The sequence below is a fragment of the Burkholderia sp. LS-044 genome (assembly GCF_004803625.1).
Lineage (GTDB): Bacteria > Pseudomonadota > Gammaproteobacteria > Burkholderiales > Burkholderiaceae > Burkholderia > Burkholderia cepacia.
On sequence record NZ_SSWO01000035.1, the window covers coordinates 1 to 21,816 of the forward strand.

Annotated in this window: 14 protein-coding genes and 5 pseudogenes; 6 read left to right on the top strand and 13 right to left on the bottom strand. The window is 59.1% G+C overall.

Annotation, left to right across the window (positions count from 1 at the left end):
- Positions 1-280, top strand: a 280-nt coding sequence (locus E9536_RS41985; RefSeq protein ID WP_211097538.1) for a hypothetical protein, incomplete at its 5' end; no start/stop codon positions are given.
- Positions 281-771: 491 nt separating this feature from the next.
- Positions 772-1,671, top strand: coding sequence for a hypothetical protein (locus E9536_RS40465; RefSeq protein ID WP_136473197.1), 900 nt, complete (start codon positions 772-774; stop codon positions 1,669-1,671).
- A 443-nt stretch (positions 1,672-2,114) separates the two neighbouring features.
- On the opposite strand, the gene E9536_RS40470 is transcribed toward E9536_RS40465, so the two are convergent.
- The 6 genes and pseudogenes from E9536_RS40470 to E9536_RS40505 all read right to left on the bottom strand — a co-directional run.
- Positions 2,115-3,277, bottom strand: a protein-coding gene (locus E9536_RS40470) for an IS3 family transposase (RefSeq protein ID WP_136473199.1) whose coding sequence is annotated in 2 segments (ribosomal slippage) — positions 2,115-3,022 and positions 3,022-3,277 — 1,164 coding nt in all. Because the reading frame shifts where the segments join, the coding sequence is not laid out codon by codon here.
- 934 nt (positions 3,278-4,211) lie between these two features.
- On the bottom strand, positions 4,212-5,144 hold the full coding sequence (locus E9536_RS40485) for a carbamate kinase (protein WP_136473203.1): 933 nt from the start codon (positions 5,142-5,144) through the stop codon (positions 4,212-4,214).
- A gap of 13 nt (positions 5,145-5,157) precedes the next feature.
- On the bottom strand, positions 5,158-6,159 hold the full coding sequence (locus tag E9536_RS40490; RefSeq protein ID WP_136473205.1) for an ornithine carbamoyltransferase: 1,002 nt from the start codon (positions 6,157-6,159) through the stop codon (positions 5,158-5,160).
- Positions 6,160-6,197: 38 nt separating this feature from the next.
- Complete coding sequence (locus tag E9536_RS40495; protein ID WP_136473207.1) at positions 6,198-7,421, bottom strand: arginine deiminase; 1,224 nt, start codon at positions 7,419-7,421, stop codon at positions 6,198-6,200.
- A 136-nt stretch (positions 7,422-7,557) separates the two neighbouring features.
- Entirely contained in the window at positions 7,558-9,051 is a 1,494-nt protein-coding gene (locus E9536_RS40500) for a basic amino acid/polyamine antiporter (RefSeq protein ID WP_136473209.1), read from the bottom strand.
- Between the two features lie 592 nt (positions 9,052-9,643).
- Positions 9,644-9,739, bottom strand: a pseudogene (locus tag E9536_RS40505) (IS6 family transposase); the annotation flags it as partial.
- 313 nt (positions 9,740-10,052) lie between these two features.
- On the opposite strand from E9536_RS40505, the gene E9536_RS40510 reads away from it, so the two are divergent.
- On the top strand, positions 10,053-10,298 hold the full coding sequence (locus E9536_RS40510) for a hypothetical protein (protein WP_136473211.1): 246 nt from the start codon (positions 10,053-10,055) through the stop codon (positions 10,296-10,298).
- Between the two features lie 47 nt (positions 10,299-10,345).
- Here the strand turns inward: E9536_RS40510 and E9536_RS40515 are convergent, their stop codons facing one another.
- Entirely contained in the window at positions 10,346-10,621 is a 276-nt protein-coding gene (locus tag E9536_RS40515; protein ID WP_136473213.1) for a hypothetical protein, read from the bottom strand.
- A gap of 37 nt (positions 10,622-10,658) precedes the next feature.
- Here E9536_RS40515 and E9536_RS40520 point away from each other — a divergent pair, with 37 nt between their 5' ends.
- Genes E9536_RS40520 through E9536_RS40530 form a run of 3 tightly spaced genes read left to right on the top strand, consistent with a single transcriptional unit; the run spans position 10,659 to position 15,597 of the window.
- Positions 10,659-11,918 carry an HlyD family efflux transporter periplasmic adaptor subunit gene (locus E9536_RS40520; RefSeq protein ID WP_136473215.1) on the top strand — a complete coding sequence of 420 codons (1,260 nt, stop codon included), beginning with the start codon at positions 10,659-10,661 and terminating at the stop codon, positions 11,916-11,918.
- 14 nt (positions 11,919-11,932) lie between these two features.
- A complete protein-coding gene (locus tag E9536_RS40525) occupies positions 11,933-14,149 on the top strand; it encodes a peptidase domain-containing ABC transporter (protein WP_136473217.1) in 2,217 nt (738 codons plus the stop codon).
- A gap of 20 nt (positions 14,150-14,169) precedes the next feature.
- Positions 14,170-15,597, top strand: a complete 1,428-nt coding sequence (locus E9536_RS40530; RefSeq protein ID WP_247873603.1) for a TolC family protein — start codon at positions 14,170-14,172, stop codon at positions 15,595-15,597.
- A 15-nt stretch (positions 15,598-15,612) separates the two neighbouring features.
- Here the strand turns inward: E9536_RS40530 and E9536_RS40535 are convergent.
- The 6 genes and pseudogenes from E9536_RS40535 to E9536_RS42485 form a co-directional block, all read right to left on the bottom strand.
- Positions 15,613-15,942: pseudogene (locus tag E9536_RS40535) on the bottom strand (transposase); the annotation flags it as partial.
- Positions 15,943-16,194: 252 nt separating this feature from the next.
- Positions 16,195-17,637, bottom strand: coding sequence for an Ig-like domain-containing protein (locus E9536_RS40540; protein ID WP_136473221.1), 1,443 nt, complete (start codon positions 17,635-17,637; stop codon positions 16,195-16,197).
- A complete protein-coding gene (locus E9536_RS41775) occupies positions 17,612-17,815 on the bottom strand; it encodes a hypothetical protein (protein ID WP_168799640.1) in 204 nt (67 codons plus the stop codon). The genes E9536_RS40540 and E9536_RS41775 overlap by 26 nt, the downstream gene beginning before the upstream one ends.
- Positions 17,816-18,504: 689 nt before the next feature.
- Positions 18,505-19,615: pseudogene (locus E9536_RS40550) on the bottom strand (IS3 family transposase); the annotation flags it as partial.
- A 520-nt stretch (positions 19,616-20,135) separates the two neighbouring features.
- Positions 20,136-21,071, bottom strand: a pseudogene (locus tag E9536_RS40555) (IS110 family transposase); the annotation flags it as partial.
- Positions 21,066-21,814: pseudogene (locus E9536_RS42485) on the bottom strand (hypothetical protein); the annotation flags it as partial. The pseudogenes E9536_RS40555 and E9536_RS42485, both read right to left, overlap by 6 nt.
- Between the last annotated feature and the right edge of the window lie 2 nt (positions 21,815-21,816).

Genomic DNA, 21,816 nt, shown 5'->3' on the forward strand with positions numbered 1-21,816 from the left:
CACGACGGATCTCAAGGGCGATATGGTCGGCGATCGACAGGACGGCGCCGCTACCGCGGCGCCGTCATATAAAAAACTGGGGAAAATTACTTCGACGAAAGTGGGGAGTATCTATCCGACGCTGACACCGTGGAGGCATCGTAGCTACGGCCGTGGCAGCGGCCGACGCAAGAGCGGGCCCCAAGCTGCCCACAAGGTAGGCGCTTTTGGCCGCTCTCGTATTGGCAATGTCGAGCAACCCAAGTGCGGCGAGTGGTTCAGAAGCCACTTTCCGAAATAGCTCGTCCCAAAGAAGGGAAACCCGTAACGCGTCCTCACTCCCCCGCTCATCCCCGGCCATCTCTCCTATGACGTCGAGCCCACGAAGTGAAGGATTTTGCGAAAGGAAAACTCGGTCAACAATAGTTGTCGACCATCGATGTCGGGCTACAGAAGTGCGGCGCCCATCGATGCGACGCCCCTGCCAGCAAGTTGGCGAGACAAATCCGGGCCGAAACCGTACCATCAAGACGAATCTTGTTTTCAGACCGCGAACGCCCCGTTAACCTTCTTTGGCGTTCGGTGCGAGATGGACGGCGAAAGCATAGGCCTCCCCCTTTGATGACGACTTTGGTTTGATTGAGCGCCATCCCATGGTTGTTGCCAACTCATGCTTCTCAATGCGGACGCGACATACGATGCGTGACCAGAGCATCAAACACGCCAGAGCGATGGGCCTGTCGCATTCGTACGCAATAGATCGAAGACCATCACCTACGGTTAGGAGTTACCATGGAACCCAAGAGCGTTTTTGAATTTGATCTGGGCAATAGGGGGGGCAAAGACGCACAAGGTATCGCTGTTGAAATTATTCGCATTACGAACAAAACCGAGTTTCAATGGACATTCGACTCGATTGAACTTGCTCCAACGCTTGAAGGCGGCGAAAATCGGGTCATACATTCACCTTCCATGGTCGATGGCATATGGGACGCAATGCCACCCAAGACGATTGGGCCCAAGGAGACTGCCGTCTTCAAGTTTCCGGAACGGGCACTTCCTCCCATCAGCCTGAGCTTTCGCGCAAACGACAAGGTCAACACGCTCATCAGCGTGAACCTCAGAAATCGGTTCGTCCATGGCGAACTCCCGAACGGTCAGGACTGGAAGACAAATTGGTCGGACAAGTTCCCCGAAGAGGAGACCGCCAAGCTTGATAACTTTGTTGCTTTCAAGGATCGCGCTGCGCCAGAGCGCTGCCCGGATGGTTTTTTTTCAGCGGCAGTTAGCGCCTCCCTTCGCAATTTCGAGGGTCCTACAGGACACCCGACAGAGGTACGTGTCTCGGTCTACAGGCACCCCTGGACAAAAAACTTGAAGTTCCTTTCCTGGAATGGCAACGAGTTCGTCGAGTTCAAAGGCGTTTCGATTGGCGATGACGGGAAGATCAGGCTAACCCTGCCGAATCACGAACTCATTTACCAAGCTTCCATGGAGACGAGGCCCGCAGCATCCTTGGGCAGCGACGTCTGGTGGAGTGACCGCCAGGTCCATTGCACCTGCCGTGGCTGGGCGGCGCACCTGGATTTTCCCGCCGTGTTCACGACTTCAGGATTTTATTATAGTGTCCAAGTTGACTATCTGAAGGATCACCCTTCAGTCAACCTGGAGTTGAGAAGCGAACTGGCCTGACAAGCCCGGCTGCGGTTTGCCGCATCCGATATCGTCGGCAGGACGACATGAGGTGATGTTGTATCGGGAAACCGTTCTGGTCGGTGTTATCGCTTCGCAGATCGACAAGCCCGCGACGAGCGGGCTTGTTTGCATCTGGGCCAGATCAGTGATATCCGAAGACGGCAACCGGCGGTCACGCGTATTTGCGATCGCTTGGGCGAATGGAGAGCGGCGGTTATGAATGCCCTCGAAGCTTCTACGCCGACCGATGCCCAAGTAGGGACGACAAGGATGAGTTGGACACCTAAACTGGAGCACGAGAGCGCACTAACCATGGGATTGCCTACGGGCAGTAATCCCAAAAAGTCAGGGTTGTGACATGCAACTCTAGGCAGGAGCGGTGAAGCCGTAGCAACATGGCAGATCGCTCCGGCAACGGACTATTTCGGTAGTTGTAGTGGTCAACTAATCCCGGACACTGCGTTAAGTTTTTCTTCCGCAACCGCCGGCGCCAGTCCGTCATTGAACTGATGCGGCCGTATCCAGTTGTACCGGCGCATCAGGTAGTGGCTGATGTCCCGGTGGACCTCCTGCGCTGACATGTAGCCCACTGACGGTAGCCATTCGGTCTTGAAGCTGCGGAACAGCCTCTCCATCGGGGAGTTGTCCCAACAATTTCCTCGACGGCTCATGCTCTGCTGTATCCGATAGCGCCAGAGGCGCTGACGGAATTTCCGGCTTGCATATTGGCCGCCTTGATCCGAGTGAAACAGCAAGCCTTGCGGTCGACCACGTTGCTCATAGGCCATCTCCAACGCCTGCACGACCAGATCGGCATCAGGGCGTGTCGAGAACGCCCAGCCAACAACCCGGCGCGTGAACAGGTCGAGTACTACGGCCAGATAATGCCAACGGCCCTGCGCCCAGACATACGTGATGTCACCACACCACACCTGATTCGGCGTACCAACCTCGAATTCGCGATTGAGATGGTTCGGGATATCGATCCGCTCGACCGTGGCCTGCTTGTAGGCATGGCGGCCCGGCTGCTTGCAGATCAACCCGAGTTCTTCCATCAAGCGGCTGACCTTGAAGCGGCCAATCGCCGTACCTTCCTCGCGCATCATGCCCATGATGCTGCGACTGCCAGCAGAACTTCGACTCTCGATGAACAGCTCGTGTACCCGGCTACGCAGTGCCATTCGCTCGGCATCAACGCGTCGGGCTCGCCCTCGGTGTGCATACAGGCAGGACCGCGACACGTCGAATACCGCGCAGATCAGCTCAACCGATTCGCTTGCGCCAAGCTGATCAATTACTTCGTACGTTCGATGCCTTCCGACATCAAGAGCGCGGTAGCCTTTTTTAAAATGGCCTTCTCACGCTCGAGGCGTTCGATACGCGCCTCAAGTTCCTGAATACGCTGTTGATCCGGCGTGATTGCCTTGCCCTGCGGCGTAACGCCCTGGCGTTCCATCTGAAGTTGCTGCACCCAGCGGCGCAGCACCGTCTCGCCGACGCCGACCGAGCGGCTTGCTTCCATATGGCTATAGCCCTGGTCGAGCACCAGACAGGCGGCTTGCTGTTTGAACTCCGGGGAAAACGTACGTCGTTGCTTGCTCATCAGACACCTCTTCATGGCGAACATTCTCGCCTAAATCAGTGTCCGGATTCATTAGACCACTACATAAACCCTCGTGGATGAGCTGTGTGGGGGGGGCAAAATGTTCGCGCCGCGCCCGCCCGGGCATCGTGATGGCTCGTTGCCAAGCATGCTAGGCAACGTCGAGAGCCGATATGCTTATCGTTATATCAGATGGCTGGCGGCCCGGAGAACAAGAAACATCGCAAGGTGGGCTGAAAATCTTTCGGGAGCGTGTTCAAGTGGGGAGTATCTATCCGACGCTGACACGCGCTTGGTGATGTGGCCATGCCTGGCCGGCGCCGGACCGGACTGATAGACGTAAGCGCGCAATTCGCCACACGTTGACGGTGTGGTCATGGGGCAGTCAACTCGGATAAGCACCCGCTGCACCGTCTCGCGGTGTACGTGCAACTGCTTTGCGATCGTGCCGCACGGCCGCTTCTCGGCGTGATACAGGCGCAGGATCTGTGCCTCGAGTTCAACCGGAATCGTCATCGGGATCGCCACGATCTATGCAACGGCCGACGGACTTGCCATCGGGACGGGTACGACGGGAACCACGGCAGCGCACGAAGCCGGTTCGCACCAGCAGCGGCAACGGGCCGCCGCAGCAATGACAGCGCAGCGGCCTCGGCGCCGCCGCACGCGTGGCGGCGTTGGCAAGCGCAACGGCGACGTCGAGCTCCGGCATATGTTTTGCGGCACGCCGGCAAGCGAGTCGCAACGCATGGACGAACTTCATCCGATGCAGGCACTTATCCGTGTGATCGAATGAATGCGCGTACCGCTGTTCGGATTCTTCACTTCTTCACTTCTTCACGATACGCGCAAGACGGAATCGGAGCCCCGGTTCATCACTCCGTCGTCGGCAGTGCCCGGCTCCGCACGTTGGCAACCGGCGTCGCGCGTGGCCTCATCGCTCCACGAACATGCTTGCCTGACCGACCAGAACCGACGTGCCCGCCGTGTCGTCGACGAGCCGCGCGATATCCGAAAGCGCGCCGATGACCGCGCGCCGCCCGGTTGTCCGCGCAAAGTCGCAGACGGCCTCGACCTTGGGCCCCATCGATCCGGCCGCGAACTGTAGCGCCGCAAGCGCTTCCGGTGACGTGCGCCGGACCATGCGTGCGTCGGGCGTACCCCAGTCGACGTAAACGCCCGCCACGTCGGTAGCGATCACGAACAGGTCTGCGTCGAGTTCGCGCGCGAGGAGCGCTGCACTGCGGTCCTTGTCGATCACCGCCTCGATTCCCCGGTGCCGACCGTCGTTTGCTTTCACAACGGGAATGCCGCCTCCACCCGCACATATCACGATAGTCCGGGTCGCGAGCAGCGCGCGCACCGGCTCGATCTCCAGAAAGCACAGCGGTCGAGGGCTCGGCACGGCACGACGATAACCGCTGCCATCGGCGACGATCGTCCATCCATTCGAACGCGCCGCTTCGGTCGCGGCCGCTTGCGTCAGTACCGGGCCGACCGGCTTGTCGGGCCGGTCGAAAGCGCCATCGGACGCACTGACCTCGACCATCGTCAGCAGCGTCGCGCATGGACGTAATGCAGACAGCCGGTTACGCAGTTCGAGTTCGATCAGGTACCCGATCATGCCTTCGGTTTCGGCGTCGAGTACGTCGAGCGGGAAACGTTCGGCAACCGGCGCCTGCCCGGACAACGCCGCGAGCATGCCGACCTGCGGGCCGTTGCCGTGCACGATCACAAGTTCGTTGCCGTGCGCGATGCCCGCGAGTTGCGCGGCGGCCAGCCGCACGTTTTCCTGCTGAGCGGCGGCGGTCATCGCCTCGCCGCGGCGCAGCAGCGCGTTGCCACCCAGGGCGACCACGATACGCATCGGTTCGTCTCCTCTAGCTCGCCAGCGTCGCGACGAGCACGGCCTTGATCGTATGCAGTCGGTTTTCGGCCTGCTCGAAAACGATGGATGCGTCCGACTCGAATACTTCGTCGGTGACCTCCACGCCTTCGGTCAATCCGAAACGATCCGCGAGCTGCTTGCCCACGACCGTATGAGCGTCGTGAAACGCCGGCAGGCAATGCATGAACTTCACGCGCGGGTTGCCGGCTGCCGCGAGGAGCGAAGCGTTCACCTGGTACGGCAGCAGCGTGCTGATGCGTTCGCCCCAGGCGTCCTCGGGCTCACCCATCGACACCCACACGTCGGTATAAATGAAGTCCGCGCCCTTCACGGCCTCCGCGGGCTGCTCGGTCAGCGTGAGCCGCGCGCCGGTTTTCGCGGCGATCTCGCGGCATTGCGCGATCAACTCGTCATGCGGCCACAGATGCCGCGGCGCGCACAGGCGCACGTCCATGCCGAGCTTCGCGCCGACGATCATCAGCGAATTCCCGGTATTGTTGCGCGCGTCGCCGATATAGCAATATGCGATCTCGTGCAGCGGCTTGTCGCTGTGTTCGTGCATAGTCAGCACGTCGGCCAGCATCTGGGTCGGATGGAACTCGTCGGTCAGGCCGTTGTAGACCGGCACGCCGGCATACTGCGCGAGTTCCTCGACGATTGCCTGGCCGAAGCCGCGATACTCGATCGCATCGTACATGCGGCCCAGCACGCGTGCCGTATCCTTCATCGATTCCTTGTGGCCGATCTGCGAGCCGGTCGGGTCGATATAGGTGACGTGCGCGCCCTGGTCGTGCGCGGCGACCTCGAACGCGCAGCGCGTGCGCGTCGACGTCTTCTCGAAGATCAGCGCGATGTTCCTGCCGGTCAGGCGCGGCTGCTCCGTTCCCGCATATTTCGCCCGCTTCAGGTCGCGGGACAGGTCGAGGAGATAGCGGATCTGGCGCGGCGTGTAGTCGATCAGCGTCAGGTAGCTGCGGTTATGCACGTTGAACATGGTGAGATTCCGTCTGTCGATATCGGTTGATTGCGCGCTCAGAGCGCGATCGGATCGCGCGCCACCGGGCAGCTCAGGCAATGGCTGCCGCCGCGCCCCCGGCCGAGTTCGCCGCCCGGCAGTTCGATGACTTCGACGCCGGCCTGGCGCATCTTGCGATTCGTGTAGGTGTTGCGGTCGTAGGCGAGCACGACGCGGCGATCCAGCGCGAGCACGTTATTGCCGTCGTCCCATTGCTCGCGCTCGCTCTCGTAGCGGTCACCCCCCGTCGTCAGCACGCGCAGCGAGCCGACGCCGAGTGCGTTGGCCACGACCGCCAGGAACCGGCCGTCGTGACGCTCGTAGCGCACCTGCCCGAGCGTGTCGCCGGGGTACAGGCTCGTGCAGCGAATATCGTCGGCCACGTCCGGATAAATGCTGACGAAGTCCGCGTCGAGGAAGGAGAACACCGTGTCCAGATGCATCGACGCGCGCGACTTCGGCAACTGGCAGGCGATCACGCGCTTCGCGCCGTGGCCGGCAAACAGTGCGCGCGCCACCTGTGTCACGGCTTGCGGGCTCGAACGCTCGCCCATGCCGATCAGCACCACACCGTTACCGATCGCCATCACGTCGCCGCCTTCAAGCGTCTGTGCGCCGTGGTCGACGTCCGGATTGCCCCACCAGGTGCGAACCTGGCTGGCAAACCGTGGATGGAATGCGTAGACCGCGGCGAGCAGCAGCGTTTCCTTGCGCCGCGCCGGCCAGAACATCGGATGCAGCGTCACGCCGCCATAGATCCACGCGCTCGGATCGCGCTGGAAGATCAGGTTCACGAGCGGCGGAATCACGAAGTCGGACCGCTCCAGATAACCGCCGAACAGACCGCGCGCGTCGAACGGCAGCTCCGATTTGGCGACGCCGCCGATCAGCGCCTCGGCAAGCCGCTGCGCTGGCATCGATTCAAGCCATAACCTCAGTTCCCGCAGCATGCCGGTGCCGACTTCCTCCTCGGTGATGCGGCGATCGAGGATCCAGTCTCGCGCACGGGTATCGAGGCAGATTTCGGCCAGCAGGTGCTGGAATTCCAGCACTTCCACGTCCCGTTCGCGCAGCACACGCACGAAGGTCTGGTGATCCTCGATCGCCTTGTCGACCCACAGCACGTCGTCGAACAGCAAGGCGCCGCAGTTGGCCGGCGTGAGCCGCCGATGAGCGAGGCCCGGCGCGCACACCATCACGGTGCGCAGCTTGCCGGCTTCGGAGTGAACGCCCAATGTCATGGTGAGTTTGTCCTTGATCGTAAAGTAGTGGTTCGATCGCGACGGCGATCGGGAGTCGCATGCGGCTGCCGCACCAATGCCTGCCATCGAGGTTCCGGATCACGCTGTCGAAACCCGTCAACCGGCGGGCGGCGTATCAGCCGACCGACACGATGCCCTTCGCGAACAGCACGACCGCGCTCACCGCCACCGCAAGCAGCACGATGGCCGCGACGCGTTCGCGAGCGGTGAAGACGTTCGACTGCGGATCCTTCTCGCGCTGCGCATACCAGAACACCGGGATGCCGACGACGAAGAAAATGGTGGACATCAGCAGGTAGGTCGGGCCGGCCGCATAGAGCAGCCAGGCCGCGTACACGGTTCCCAGGACGCCGGTCCAGATCGACGCGCGCTTGCCCTCGCCCGCCCGTTCGTGAAAACTCTTTTGCGTGGCGCACTTCCAAAGAAAGCCGGTGCTGGCGAGATACGGCGGCAGGATCATGACGCCGGCCACGCTGATGAGCCATATCCACGCGTCATGCGCGAACAGCACCACGAACATCATGACCTGCATCACCGCGCTCGACAGCCATAGCGACGGCGCGGCCGCGTGATGCCGGTTCTCGCGGGACAGAAAGCGCGGGAAAATGCCGTCCCGGGCAGCCGCATAAGGCAGTTCGGCGACGAGCACCGTCCACGCGAGCCAGCAGCTCAGTACCGAAAACAGCAAAGCGACGACGATGAAGATCGCACCCCAGTGCCCGACAAGCTGCTCCAGCACATATGCGGAGGACGGATTCTGCAGGCCAGCCAACTGGTGCTGCGACATGACACCAAACGGCAGCGCCGAAAGCAGGAAGTAAAGCGTCGTGCAGACCGCGAGCCCGATGAACGTCGCGGTACCGACTTCATGCTGGTTGCGCGCGCGATCGGACACGACCACGGCGCCCTCGATGCCGATGAACACCCACAGCGTAACCAGCATCGTGCTTTTGATCTGCGCGAGCGTGCCGCCCAGGTGTTGCTGCTGCCCCCAGACGTCGAACGAGAAGTGCCCTTTCTGAAAGAACAGCGCGATCACGACGATCGCGATCGACAGCGTGACGATGTTGACGACGCTCGCCATCGTGTTGAGGATCGCCACCCGCTTCACGCCGGAGAGCACCATGAAGTGCAATGCCCAGATCAACAGCGAACAGCCCACGATCGACTGCCAGTTCTTGCCGTCGAACACCGGAAAGAAATACCCCAGCGTCTGCATGATCAGCACCGCGAACGCGACGTTGCCGAATGCGGAACTGAGCCAGTACCCCCAAGCCATCTCGAAGCCGGCGAACTTGCCGAAACCTTCTCGTGCATAGGAATAGATGCCGGCAGTCAGGTCGGGACGCTGGTCCGCCAGCGTGCGGAACGCGTTGGCCATGAAGAACATGCCGACGAGCGTGATCGCCCATGCGATCGCAATGGCACCCAGGCCGGCGCCTGCAGCCATGTTCTGCGGAAGGTTGAAGGCACCGCCGCCGATCATCGAGCCGACGACGATGCCGCTCAACAGCAGCAGGCCGAGCTTGCGCGTTTCCGGGCCGGCTGCCGCCAGTTTCGACGTCTGCTTGCCGTCGACCGGCGGTTTTTCGACTACAGGTTGGCTCATACTAGTTCTCCGAGTGCGTTGACTTGGCCTGGCCACGGCATGCGACTGGATCGTTGCGACGTCGCACCGTAACGAGCGCTCTTCCCGGCTGGCGGCAGTGTCACTGGGCGATGCCCTTCCGTCGATGTGAACGCGAAACGCGTCGATAACAAACCACGCTCCAATCGATAAAAATTGGAGTCCTACTTATTGATTGATGTGTTTAGGATCAGTAAAACCGGATATCGACGGCATCACTCAACAGGCAAGTGGGCCGTGTCGGTGCACGCGCAATGCAGACTTCGCGAGCGGCGTGAACGGTTCGTGGCGCCTGCCGATTCCAATGACGATAGTAGGTATCGAATCACCCGCGTTGGTTGACTCATGTCAAGTGGAAATCAGGCAGCCGAGTACAACCATCGGTCCTTACCGGGGATTCTTACAGCGTTCGCGGACATCAATTTCGTCCTGAGGGCGCGGACGGTGTACTAGACGACATGCATACAAATATTTCAGCGATCCGTTCTCGTAGAGCATAGTAAAGTTGTCAAAGCGGACATTTCAATCTAGCCAAAGAGGCGTCTCGACCTGACCAGCTATTTGCACCAGATCCCCACCGTACGCACAGCAGGGTCACGTCCAGCGGATAGTGCAGCCGCTTCAGTACATTCCCAATGCCACTGGACAGTGTTTTCGCCTTTTCCATCATGCTCGCCAAGCTGTGCAGTCTTCGGATTCTACTCTGCCCCGTTATTGCGACACAGCCCATAGCCCCCTGCCGGTGTCGAAAAGATCGGTGATTGCGCAGCGCGCATCGACACCACAGTTTGCGCCCATCACGCCACAGGAATTTTCTCGGATCGAATGGAGTGTTGAGCATTCGCCACACGTTAGTGTAAAGCTGATCGCGAGATGTCCTTTCATATTTATAATATGCGATGCCTCTCGAATTTAAGGGGTGTTGAGAGTTTCATTTCCGGGTTCCGTCATTGGCGGTCCAAATTTATACCAAGTAACCTAGCGTGAATAAAATGCAAGAACTTAATGAAAAAGAAGTTGCCCGTGTGTCTGGTGGCTCTTTTTGGAGTTTTGTAAATGACGTTTGGAAGTGCACTCCTGTTGGCTGGGCCGTAAATAAGTACATCGACGCCTCGCAGAAGAGCGAAGAAAACGCTAAGCGCTGGAACGACCACGTGGCAGAAATTCTTGCGCGAAATCCGAAGGCTTGGGTTGACGCTAATGGTAGTCTCCATGAGCCATATAAATAATTAATTGCCGGGCCACTGGCAGCCCGGCGGATTTCGCTCGTTATGGCTCACCTGCAAGGAATGGCACGCCCGTCGTAGTTTTTCAGCAAGACAAAGTTGACGTATCGTGTATCGCCCGTTCGGGTGGGATATGCGGTCGAGCCAGCCTTTTTCACAAAGGCGATTCGTGAAAAATCCGCATCTTGGCGAATTTTCTCCAGATTGGTAAAGGGCCGGCCCGGGAAAAACTCTGCGTCGGCCTGACTACCCGAAAGCCTGCAATCAGCTGTCTGCGCCACGCGCAGGGATCCCGGCACTTCATCGAGATGGGGATATTTTCCCAAGATTCTCTGTCACTTTTTTAAGAGCTTGCTTGTCGGCGTGGCATCATCCCCCCTGTTTCGACAGGCTGCGCTAAATGCGCAGCGTACCAGCCTCCTTGGCGAAATCGTACTTGTCCGTCCGGTGTCATTCGCCATACTGACGGTCGCAGCAACTGCGATGGCGATCGTTGTGATTGTCTTTTTCGCGTTTGGTAGCTATACACGTCGCACCACGGTCGAAGGCGTTGTGACGCCCGACACCGGACTGGTGAAACTCTACGCGAAGCAACCGGGCGTTGTGCTTGAGAAGCGCGTCACTGAGGGCCAGCGTGTGACTCGCGGTCAGGTGCTCTACACTATCTCGACTGACCTCCAGAGCTCGGCAGCAGGCGACACTCAGGTTGCGCTCATCAATCAGGCTCGCCAGCGCAAGGCATTGCTACAACAGGAAATCGACAAGACCCGCCGGTTGCAGTCCGACGAGCGCGATACGCTGCGAGCCAGGATCTCGAGCCTGCGCACCCAGCTTGCAGGTATTGACGATCAGATCGCCGCGCAGCGCCTCCGGACGTCGCTCGCTGCCGACGCGTCGGCGCGCTACGCCGGGCTGCTCGCCAGGGACTACATCTCAACGGATCAGTCCCAGCAACGCGAAGCCGATCTGCTCGATCAACGCGCGAGACTAAACAGTCTGCAACGCGATCGCGCCAGCACCGCGCAGCTACTGAAGGAGGCTGTCAACGAGGACGCCGGGCTGTCGTTCAAGCAGCAAAACGTGCTGTCGCAGATCGACCGCAACGTGATCGACGTTGACCAGGCCCTGATCGAAAGCGAAGCAAGGCGCGAACTCGTGATCACGGCCCCGGAAGCAGGCACGGTCACGGCCGTGATCACCGAGCCAGGCCAGATGTCAGACGGCTCCCATCCACTCGCGAGCATCGTGCCTGCGAATGCGCACTGGCAGGCACATCTGTTTGTGCCAAGCACGGCAGTCGGCTTTATCCGGGTCGGCGATCCGGTATTAATCCGTTACCAGGCCTACCCCTACCAGAAGTTCGGTCAGTACGCAGCGAACGTCGTGTCGATTGCCGGCACAGCGCTGTCTCCTGCCGAGCTCGCGATCAGTGGCGGTCCTGGCGGCAACGACGGCGCCTTCTACCGGATCACGGTCGCACTGCAGTCGCAAAGCGTGACTGCCTATGGCCTGCCTCAGCCACTGCAGGCCGGCATGGCGTTGCAGGCGGACGTCTTGCAGGAACGCCGCCGTCTGTACGAATGGGTACTCGAACCCCTTTATAGCCTGACTGGTAAACTCTGACACGCTGGTTACGTATGTCCTTTCTGGATCGCCTTTCATTCGGCATCGGCAGCAAGCTCCCGATCACACTGCAGACCGAAGCAGCAGAATGCGGCCTTGCCTGTCTCGCGATGGTCGCGGGCTATCACGGCCACCACGTTAGTCTTGCGACGCTACGCGGGCAATTCCCGGTATCGCTGAAGGGCATGGGCCTTGGCCGTGTGATCGAGGTCGCGCAGCGCCTGGGGCTCGGAACCCGCGCGCTCAAGCTTGATCTTGACCATCTGGCCCAGTTGCGCACGCCGTGCATTCTCCACTGGGATTTCAACCACTTCGTCGTGCTGCGCAGGGTGCACGGCAAGATCGTGACAATTCATGATCCGGCGCAGGGTATCCGTAGGCTATCGTTCGACGAGGTGTCGCGTGCGTTCACGGGGGTCGCGCTCGAGCTGTGGCCAACAGATGTCTTCAAGCCACGCGGGGTGGTGCCCAACGTCAGGCTGCGCACGCTGCTCGGGCCGGTGTCCGGCCTCTCGCGCTCGCTTGTGCAGATCGTGCTCCTAGCCCTTGCGCTGGAGGTGTTTGCGCTGGTGTCACCATTCTTCCTGCAATGGGTGATCGATGAAGTTATCGTCAGTGCCGATCGCGACCTGTTGACGGTACTCGCGCTCGGCTTTGGCCTGTTGCTGCTGATGCAGCAGGCAACCAGTGCGCTCCGCTCATGGTCACTGATGTACTTTGGCACAACGCTCAATGTGCAGTGGCGCGCCAATGTGTTCACCCATCTGGTGAGCCTGCCTGTGCAGTACTTCCATCGACGCCATCTGGGTGACGTCGTATCACGATTCGGCGCCGTAGACGCGATTCAGCAAACCCTCACCACGTCATTCCTGAGTGCGGTAATTGACGGGTTGATGGCGATCGTCACCATCGTGCTGATGTTCATCTACAGCTGGAAGCTGGGTCTGATTGCGCTTGGTACGATGCTCCTTTACGCGCTGCTGCGCGCACTCTGGTATCTCCCGTTGAAACGGTCGAGCGAAGCGCAGATCGTGCACGCCGCAAAGCAGCAGAGCCATTTCCTGGAAACCGTGCGCGGTGTGAAGACCATCAAGCTGTTCAATCGTCAGGCTGAGCGGTGCTCGGGCTGGCTCACGCTGCTGGTCGAGCAGGTCAACGCCGGCTTGCATGTGCAGAAGCTGCAGCTGTTTTACCAGCAGTTGAACGGACTGCTGTTCGGCCTCGAAGGGCTGGTGATCATCTGGCTCGGTGCTCGCCTCGTGATGGATGGCCAGCTCACGGTTGGTGTGCTGATGGCCTTCAATGCGTACAAGGGGCAGTTCGATAGCCGGGTCGGCAGCCTGATCGACAAGTTCTTTGAGGTCAAGATGTTGCAGTTGCAGGGCGAACGGCTTGCCGACATTGTGTTTGCCCAGCCCGAGGCCGAGGCCGGTTTGCGACAGGTGCCGGGCGAAAGCGAGAACCTGGTAGCCAGCATGGAAACAGACCAGCTGGCTTTTCGCTACGCCGACAGCGAGCCGCTCGTGCTCGAGAATATTTCACTCAAGATTGAGGCAGGCGAATCGGTCGCGATCGTCGGCCCATCAGGCTGCGGCAAGACAACGCTGATTAACGTGCTGCTCGGCGTACTCACGCCAACGGAGGGTGTGATCAGGATCGGCGGTGTCGACGTCGAGCGGCTCGGGATTGACAGGCTCCGAACACTTGTGGGCACCGTGTTGCAGGACGATGTGCTGTTCGCAGGCTCGATTGCTGATAACATCAGCTTCTTCGATCCTCAGGCTGATCTTCGGTGGGTCGCCGAGTGTGCACAGCTCGCGGCAGTACACGCCGATATCGTCGCCATGCCGATGGGCTACAACACGCTGGTGGGCGACATGGGCACCGTCCTATCGGGCGGGCAGAAGCAGCGAGTACTGCTCGCTCGCGCACTCTACAAGCGGCCGAAGATTCTGGTGCTCGACGAAGCGACAAGCCATCTCGATGTGCAGCGTGAACAGCAGGTGAACGCTGCCATCGGCGCGCTGCAGATGACACGACTTATTGTTGCGCATCGACCGGAAACCATCGCGTCGGCCTCACGTGTGATCACACTGAATGGCGGCAGGATCGTATCGGATATGGCCGCGGCGACCGGCATGGGCCAGTCTGTTGCGGTACCCGCCTTCCCCGCATCGCCGTCCGCGAGCACGACGCCCGGTGCAGACGCGTTCGGGCACGCCGAGCAGTGATGCCGAAGATCCGCAAGCTTATGGCTGCATGCCTGGCTACCCTGCTCGGGATGTCGGCCGCACGCGGACAGATGTTCGACGTCTACCGCACACGCCAGCAGGTGTCCGTCACGCCCGCCGCGCCAATGTTGAAGAACGCGTCGTGTACGGCAGAGGTTACGGATCGTCCACTTGAGCTGGAAGACGCGATTCTACAGGCGGTGTGCGCCAGTCCGCAGGCCCGGGAGGCATGGGCGAATGCGCGTGCGCAGGCTGCCGCAGTCGGAATAGGCGAAGCTGCCTATCTTCCCACGCTGACTGCGACAGGCAGTTACGGACGGGAAAATTCCCGGATGTCCTACGATTACCCGGATCTGGGCCGGTCGATCGCGGCATCGCAGAATTCGTCCAGCCTGCGCGGGGCGTTGAACCTGAGCTGGGTTCTGTTCGATTTCGGCAAACGCGGGGCGGCGCTGCGCCAGGCGCGCCAGCTCCTGGCTGCCGCCAATGCCGCGCACGACGATGTACTGCAGACGGTGTTCTTCTACGCCGCGCAGGCCTATTACACAGTACGCGACGCGCAAGCGGCCGCAGACTCCGCGCAGCAGTCGGAGTGCATTGCGAAGGAAAGTCTGGCTGAGGCCAGCGCGAAGCACGACGCTGGCGCAGGCACACTGGGCGACCAGATGCAGGCGCAAACCAGCTATCGCCGGGCCATACTCGACCGGGTTGCCGCAGACGGCGAAGTGCGCACCGCGGTTGGCACGCTGGCCGTAGCGATGGGCCTCGATGCGAACACGCCTGTGCACATTGCGGTATCGGACCCGACTCCCGACAGCGCCGCATTCACCCAGGGAGTGAATGACCTGATCGAGGAGGCGAAAGCACAACAGCCGAAACTGGTCGCGGCGCGGGCGAAGCTAGAAGCGGCCCGCGCGAACGTCGATGTGGTGCGGGCTCAGGTACTACCGACGATCTCGCTGACGGGCAGCCTGAGTCAGAGCGATCTCTCGCACCAGCAGCCGCAGATAGGCAATCCGGACAGCCGTCGCGACAGCGTGATCGGCATTCAGGTGACAATACCGCTGTTCGAAGGTTTTGCATCCGGTTACCGTACGGCACAGGCGCAGGCACAGGCCGACGCGCAGGAAGCGGAGCTGCAGAACACGGAACTTCAGGTGTCGCTCGACGTATGGAAGAACTACCAGAGTCTGGAGGCCGCCACTGCGAACCTGGGCAACTCGAAGGAACTGCTTGCCGATGCGCAACGCTCGCTCGAGATTGCTCGCGGTCGCTACAAGGCAGGGGTCGGCACCTTCACGGAACTGCTGACTGCCCAGACGGCGCTCATTGATGCACAGAGGCAGCGCGTGCTGGCCGTGTCGAAGTGGCGTACCGCAAGGCTCGGGCTTGGCGCGAGTCTCGGGCAGCTAGGGTTGTGGCGCGAGCATCAGTCCTTGCCACCATAGCGGCTCATTCTTTGCTACTGCCAGCACAAAGGCCTGCTCGCGTGACTCGAGCCACAACCTCAGGTCACGATCACCACCATAAACCTCGTCACCTGTGACACAGCCGCATGGCAGGCCGACATCCAGTGCGCGCTCAAGCATGTTGCGCGCGAGCCGTGGCTTCGTTGCAAACTCCAACGTCGGTGGGATGCCGGCTGCCTTGCAGCGAGATGGGTCATCGGTCCATGCCTCCGGCACATACAGCTCGCGATCGATGAATACACTGCCGCCGTGACCGGCATAGCAAAGGAATACGCCAACCTGGCAATTCTCGATTCGGCCCGCCGTGCCGCTGTATTGGCGTTGATAGCTCTCGCCGAAAAATTTAGTGGGAACTACGATACATTCAATCAGGCCCCGTGGGCGAACGGCTTGCCCGACCCGCTTACAGTGCTCCCTCAAAACTCTGGCCAGAAATTATTTCTGGCGGCGGAGATGCTTCGACGCAGTAGCGGTTGTTAAGCGCCACACCAGAACATCTGACCGAATCGAAAACTATCTCGGTCAGATGTCCGCGGGTTCCCGTTTGCATCAAAAGATTCAGCCATACAAAAACTATCAGGCCTTTGGCTTTACCGTGATCGTGCAAATCGCAAATTCCAGGTGTGAGGTGGCGTAATCTGCGCTTGCTGTCACCTTAGCCGTACCAGGAGAAGTCGCACCCTCCACGTAAACGACAGCCAGTCCATTTTTATTTGTTTTTATATGATCCGTCGATAACCTTAGCCCCGTTTCCCCACTATTGATCCTAAAATTCACCAGCACACCTGCTACCGGGGAAGCGCCAGCATCACCACCTAATTCGTCAAGCAAAATTGCTCTTATTCCCAAAGGATTGGCCCCAATTGTGGTAAATTCATTAGATGGCATTTGCACTCGACGCTCCTCAAAAATTACACGCTGAAAAGTCGTTGACGCGGCCACCCCACCCTCATCGAGAACTCTAGCAGTAATATTTGCGATCCCGACACGGCTTTCCCATCCGTCATCAAAAAATATATTAACCACGCCGTCATTATTTGTTTTCACAACTGTTTGAGTTAATTGCAGATTGGTGGTGCCTGAGTCAATCGTGCAATAAACAGGTATTCCCGCCCCAACAGGCTTCCCTGATTTCAATACCTGAATCGTTGTTCCGCCAGGAAAACTACCAATATGGGTAGAGGTAGACGCATCATCGTCCGCAACCTTCAGCGAAAAGTCTTTCGAGACAGCGCGAACCAACCTGAACGACTTGTTATCGGTTATCCCTCTCGGGTCCCAAAATTCCACGTCAAACTGTATGTCTTCTCCCGTATATTTTTTTGAAAAAGAAAGGTTAGACAGTGTCACGCCTTCTTCGACACTATCTTTTAGGAGGACCTTATTTCCACCTTGCTTAGGATATTTTTTTGCGTCCAATAAATTAACATAAGATATCTTCTTGGAGAACTTCGTCAGCGCTACAGAGCCCTTAAACACAAGCTCAACCTCTCCTTTTTCATTAATCCTAGCGTCAGAAGCTGTGCCCCGACCATGATCGTTCCACGAAAAGGAGAAAACCTCGTTACCATACGCCTTCACTCCGGGCGAGTAAAAGTATACCAAATAGTTTTGGGTGCCCGTATTTGTTGAAGAATTATTTCTTCCCACATCCTCAAGTGCATCACAAAACATCAAAATGTCTTGTCGATCTTTTGGATACGGCGCACTTTCAACCTTTAACCCATTGATCGCCGCCTGCCCCTTCTTAGCATTGGCGAGTATCACAATCCGACTAAAGAACGCATCCTCGCCAGTTAGTGCATCCTGGCCAATGACCATAAAAGGGATTTGCGCGGAGACATGATCCGTTGGCGATAGCACATCATTCGAAATCTCCAGGTAAATAGATCCATATGGTTCTATTGTATCCGGAATATCCTCCCACCAACCGTCGTTGGTATTTTCGATTACACCAGCCTCATCTAGCTTCAAAGTAAATGGACTTCTGTTTTCAAATGTAATGGCAAACCACTTCATGATTTTCTCCTAAAAGGTCCCACAAGGCCGGGAAATTAGCGGCATCCCGAGCGAACAGATTTTGCTCACGAATGCCGATAGATAAGCAATACCAGCGTACATCGCCGATCACCCGGCCAATCGTATCGACGAGCTGTTGCCATGGAACGTGGCGCGGCAACAAATACAGTTTTATCATTGACAGAAAAACTGTTCGTTCAAATCCCCCGCTCCCGAAACCGGGCACCCGGAAGATAGCGAGTCAAAACGATGGCGACTTTGACAAGTTCATGGGCGTCTTAATTTCCCTCCTCTCCTTCGGTCCGACCTCTGGGCTGTCGCTATTAAGATGTGACTTCATATAAGCTGGAAGCAATCTTGTTGACTTACGCATAGAGATACTCCCACCCATCCCAGGAAGATACAAGAAACTTCTCACCTTTGATAATTTTCCTGACCTAGCGCTGTCCAACGGCGGAGGAGCCTAGTACAACATCCCGCAAATAAGTTGAATAAATGAGCGCCTCGGATATCGAGGTAAAATGAGCCGAAGCCGCCATGCAACGCCAGTTAAGCTGGCGAATAAAGAACGACGGGAACTGCTATCACTGATCGATCGGAAGACGGCTGCGCAGCGGGGCGCGCATCGCGTTGTGGGCCCACGAGGGCCACTCCAATACGGTGATTGCGCGGGAACTTGGAGTCTCCGTACAAACGGTCTGCCTATGGCGCAAGCGCATAGCGCGGCAAGGTGTCCAAGGTATTCGCGAGAGCGAGCGCAGTGGCTGACCCTGCCTCGCTCTCACGTACAGCATGTCATGCAGCAGCGCGTAGGGTTTCGTATTCCACGGGAGTGCAGTAGCCGATCGACGTGTGCATGCACTGTCAATTGTAATAGCCCTCGATCCGGTCGACGATGTCTAGGCGCGCCTGCGCGCGCGTCTCGTAGCGCGTTTTTCAGGGTTTTAAAGAAGCTCTCCATCGGCGCATTGTCCCACGCGTTGGCACGCCGGCTCATCGAGACCGTCATGCCGAATTCGGCGGCCAGATTGCGATACACCCAACTGGCACCTTGACTGCCTCTATCCGAATGCAGCAGTAATCCGGGCCCGGGTTTGCGTTGCCAGTATGCACTGCGTAATGCCTGGCAGACCAGATCCGCGTTGATTCGCTCCGACATCGACCAGCCGACGATACGCCGGCTTGCCAAATCGAGGATCGCAGCAAGAAACAGCCAGCCTTCGTCGGTGGCGACGAACGTGATATCACTCACCCACGCCTGATTCGGTTGCCAGCCGTCGAAGCGCCGATCCAGCAGATTCTGGCGCCACGGGCAATCTATGTGTTGAGTGCGTCGTGACGCGATACGGGCGCTTGTAGACCGGGCGCAAGCCCTGGCGCTGCAAACTGCGACGAACGCGTTCAGCGCTCACCGGTTGGCTCTGAGCACGCAATTGCCGCACGATGCGGGGGCGGCCATAGCTGCCGCGACTGGCCCGGTAGATGACCGCCACTTCGGCGTCCAGCGCTCGGTTGGCCTGCGCCCTGACGCTGAGCGGGCGAACCCGCCACTGGCAATACCCACTGCGCGAGACGGCCAACACTCGGCACAGCCGGCTCACGCTGTACTGGTCGCGGTGTGCATCGATCCAGGCGTACCTCACCGCGACCCCTTCGCGAAGTACGCCATTGCCTTTCGGAGGATTTCGATGTCGAGCTTCGCGCTGGCCAACTCCTTGCGCAACCTGCTGACCTCGGCCTCCAGATCGCTGACCGGTCGACGACTTGAGCTCGGCGTGCTGGGTGACGGCCCCGTCGCCGCTTCAGCATTGCCTTTGTGCTGGTCTCGGCACCCGTTGCCCAGTGTCGCTACCGGTACGCCCAGCCTGCGAGCAGCCTCATGCTGACCGACACTCTCCGACAAGCGTACCGCCTCCACCTTGAATTCCTGCGTGTATTGCCTTCTCGGTACCACTTTCTCTGTCATCCTGTTCTCCATACAGTCAAAAAGTTATCAAACTTCTTGCTGTACGTGGAATCGAGGCAGGGTCACTGCCAGCCGGCTCAGGTCCGGCGTAGGCTGTTGGGCAGCGCTCAGGTAGGTCAGGTGGCTGTAAAGCATCGCGCCAAAAGTTAACACCTCAGCGCAGCGTTTACAACCACTCCTCCCCAATACAAAAATGCCGTTCAGTTGCTTAACTGAACGGCATTACCGTGGGGCTGTTAACTGATATGACTTTCCATGTCAACAACGATTGGTTTTTCAGTTTTTCCATAGGTACCTAAATTTCCTGAGGGCGGCGTAGCAGTAATGTCGACGGTGGATCACACTGATATCCGCGGGTTGGCTACCGCATTACAGAGGTCCGTCTCATGAGCCTTCCGCTTCCTTTTGCCGCAAATCGGGTGACGCCCGTTGCGAAGTTAACTCGCGGGTTACTCGAGTACCGGGCTACGCCGCCTTCAAGAAACTCCTTCAAGTGTTTGTCAACAGTCAGCCGTTGCGGATGACCACGCGATTATGTCGCTCGTTCGCTACACGGCAGAGCGAGTGACATCGACATACGAGTGATGTCCCAGATGAACCCAGCCAGTTCGCGAGCGATGGCAATGACCGCGATATTGACGCTTTTGCCGCGTGCCGCCAGTTTACGGTAGCGTCGGCACAATCGAACTTGCGCGTCCCAGGCACGATCGATGATGGACTTCGGAATGCCTTCGTGCCGGCGCTGGATGTCCGGACTCACCCGGGCCGGATGCCGGTAACTCCAGGCCGCCTCAACGAGCAGCTTTCTTGCATAGCTGTTGCCCGCCTTCGTAATGCTGCCCTGACGGCGCCGGTCTCCCGAGGAGTGTTCCGAGGGCGTGACGCCCAGCCAGGCCATTAGTTGACGTGGATGTTCGAAGCGCGACAGATCGCCCAGTTCGGAGAGCATTCCAACGGCCGTGGTGAACTGCACGCCCTGCATCGCTTGCAACCCCAATACGGCTGGATAGAACAGCCAGTTGACTACCGCCTGGCGCAGCGCTGTTTCGAGACGGTCACATTGTGCGAGCCGATCCTCGATCGTGCGGCGATGTTCGTCGAACGCCAGTTGTTGCCACTCGCTTTCGAACGAATACTGGCTTAGCCATCGTCGATGGGCTGGGCCCCAGTTGGCGCTGCCCGCATAGCGCACACCGTGCGAGAGCAGAAACGACTTCAGTCGCTGCCGCGCCTGCTTCAAATCGTCCTTGGCTGCGGCCCACGCACGGGCCAGATCCCGGAAGGCCTCATCTTCGATACCGGGTACGTACACGGCCGACAGGTCACCCGCGCGTAGCGCGCGCACCAACTTGATCGCATCGCGTCGATCCGTCTTGACGCGTTCGTCCGGTTTCTTCGGAATCAGCGACGGCGCACACACCATGCAGTCGAACTCCTTCTGCATGAGTTGGCGGTGGAGCCCATAGCCATCCATGGGACCGTAGCCGAGTTCGCGAACCGTGAAGGACCGGGCTCGATGCGGCCGAGCGCCGCTTCAATCGCTTTGATGACGTCGTAGCGACTGTATTCGCGAGCCAGTACGAGGTGATGCCCGAGCACGGCGCGTGTGCACACGTCAATGATCACCAGCAACCAGACACGTTCGATTTCGAACTCGTGCGTAAAACCGAGCGGATCGGCTATCACGACCTTGAGACGGATATCGAGCCGGTGTCCGTCGAATTCAACGACCTGGTAGGGGCGTGTCGCAGCAGGCGCTGCGAAATCATCGCTGCGCGGTAAGCCTTTCAGATGCGTCGCGCCAGCGGCACGCGCAGCGGTGCCGAACCCGCTCATCAGTTCGCTTTTGACGCGGGCAGAGAGCGACCGAATCGCGTGGCTCGCCGTATTGAACGGATAGTCGGCGGCCACGATACCGCACTGGCGACATTGCTGAAGAAAGGCCGCATGCAGTCCTTGCAGGCCGCGTAAGCGTGTGCGCAATTCGCAGCCGGTACGGATCTCGATCAACGCGACGCGGTGCTGCTTGATTTGCAACTGCAGCCACGCCGCGAGCGCCGGGAAACGCTCAAGCAGTTGCGATAGCGCGCCGACGGCGCCGCGGCTTCCGCATTCTCCGTTCAGTTTCACCGGACTCAATCGGACGTAATCGGCAACGCGCGCGTGCGAGATCAACGCGCGATAGCCATAGAGGCGACCGTCTGGATGCGAGG

Bases quoted from the DNA above. Each gene is read 5' to 3' on its own strand.
- E9536_RS40465 (WP_136473197.1), top strand. From the start codon at position 772: ATGGAACCCAAGAGCGTTTTTGAATTTGATCTGGGCAATAGGGGGGGC.
- E9536_RS40485 (WP_136473203.1), bottom strand. From the start codon at position 5,144: ATGCGTATCGTGGTCGCCCTGGGTGGCAACGCGCTGCTGCGCCGCGGC.
- E9536_RS40490 (WP_136473205.1), bottom strand. From the start codon at position 6,159: ATGTTCAACGTGCATAACCGCAGCTACCTGACGCTGATCGACTACACG.
- E9536_RS40495 (WP_136473207.1), bottom strand. From the start codon at position 7,421: ATGACATTGGGCGTTCACTCCGAAGCCGGCAAGCTGCGCACCGTGATG.
- E9536_RS40500 (WP_136473209.1), bottom strand. From the start codon at position 9,051: ATGAGCCAACCTGTAGTCGAAAAACCGCCGGTCGACGGCAAGCAGACG.
- E9536_RS40525 (WP_136473217.1), top strand. From the start codon at position 11,933: ATGTCCTTTCTGGATCGCCTTTCATTCGGCATCGGCAGCAAGCTCCCG.
- E9536_RS40530 (WP_247873603.1), top strand. From the start codon at position 14,170: ATGGCTGCATGCCTGGCTACCCTGCTCGGGATGTCGGCCGCACGCGGA.
- E9536_RS40540 (WP_136473221.1), bottom strand. From the start codon at position 17,637: ATGAAGTGGTTTGCCATTACATTTGAAAACAGAAGTCCATTTACTTTG.
- E9536_RS41775 (WP_168799640.1), bottom strand. From the start codon at position 17,815: ATGATAAAACTGTATTTGTTGCCGCGCCACGTTCCATGGCAACAGCTC.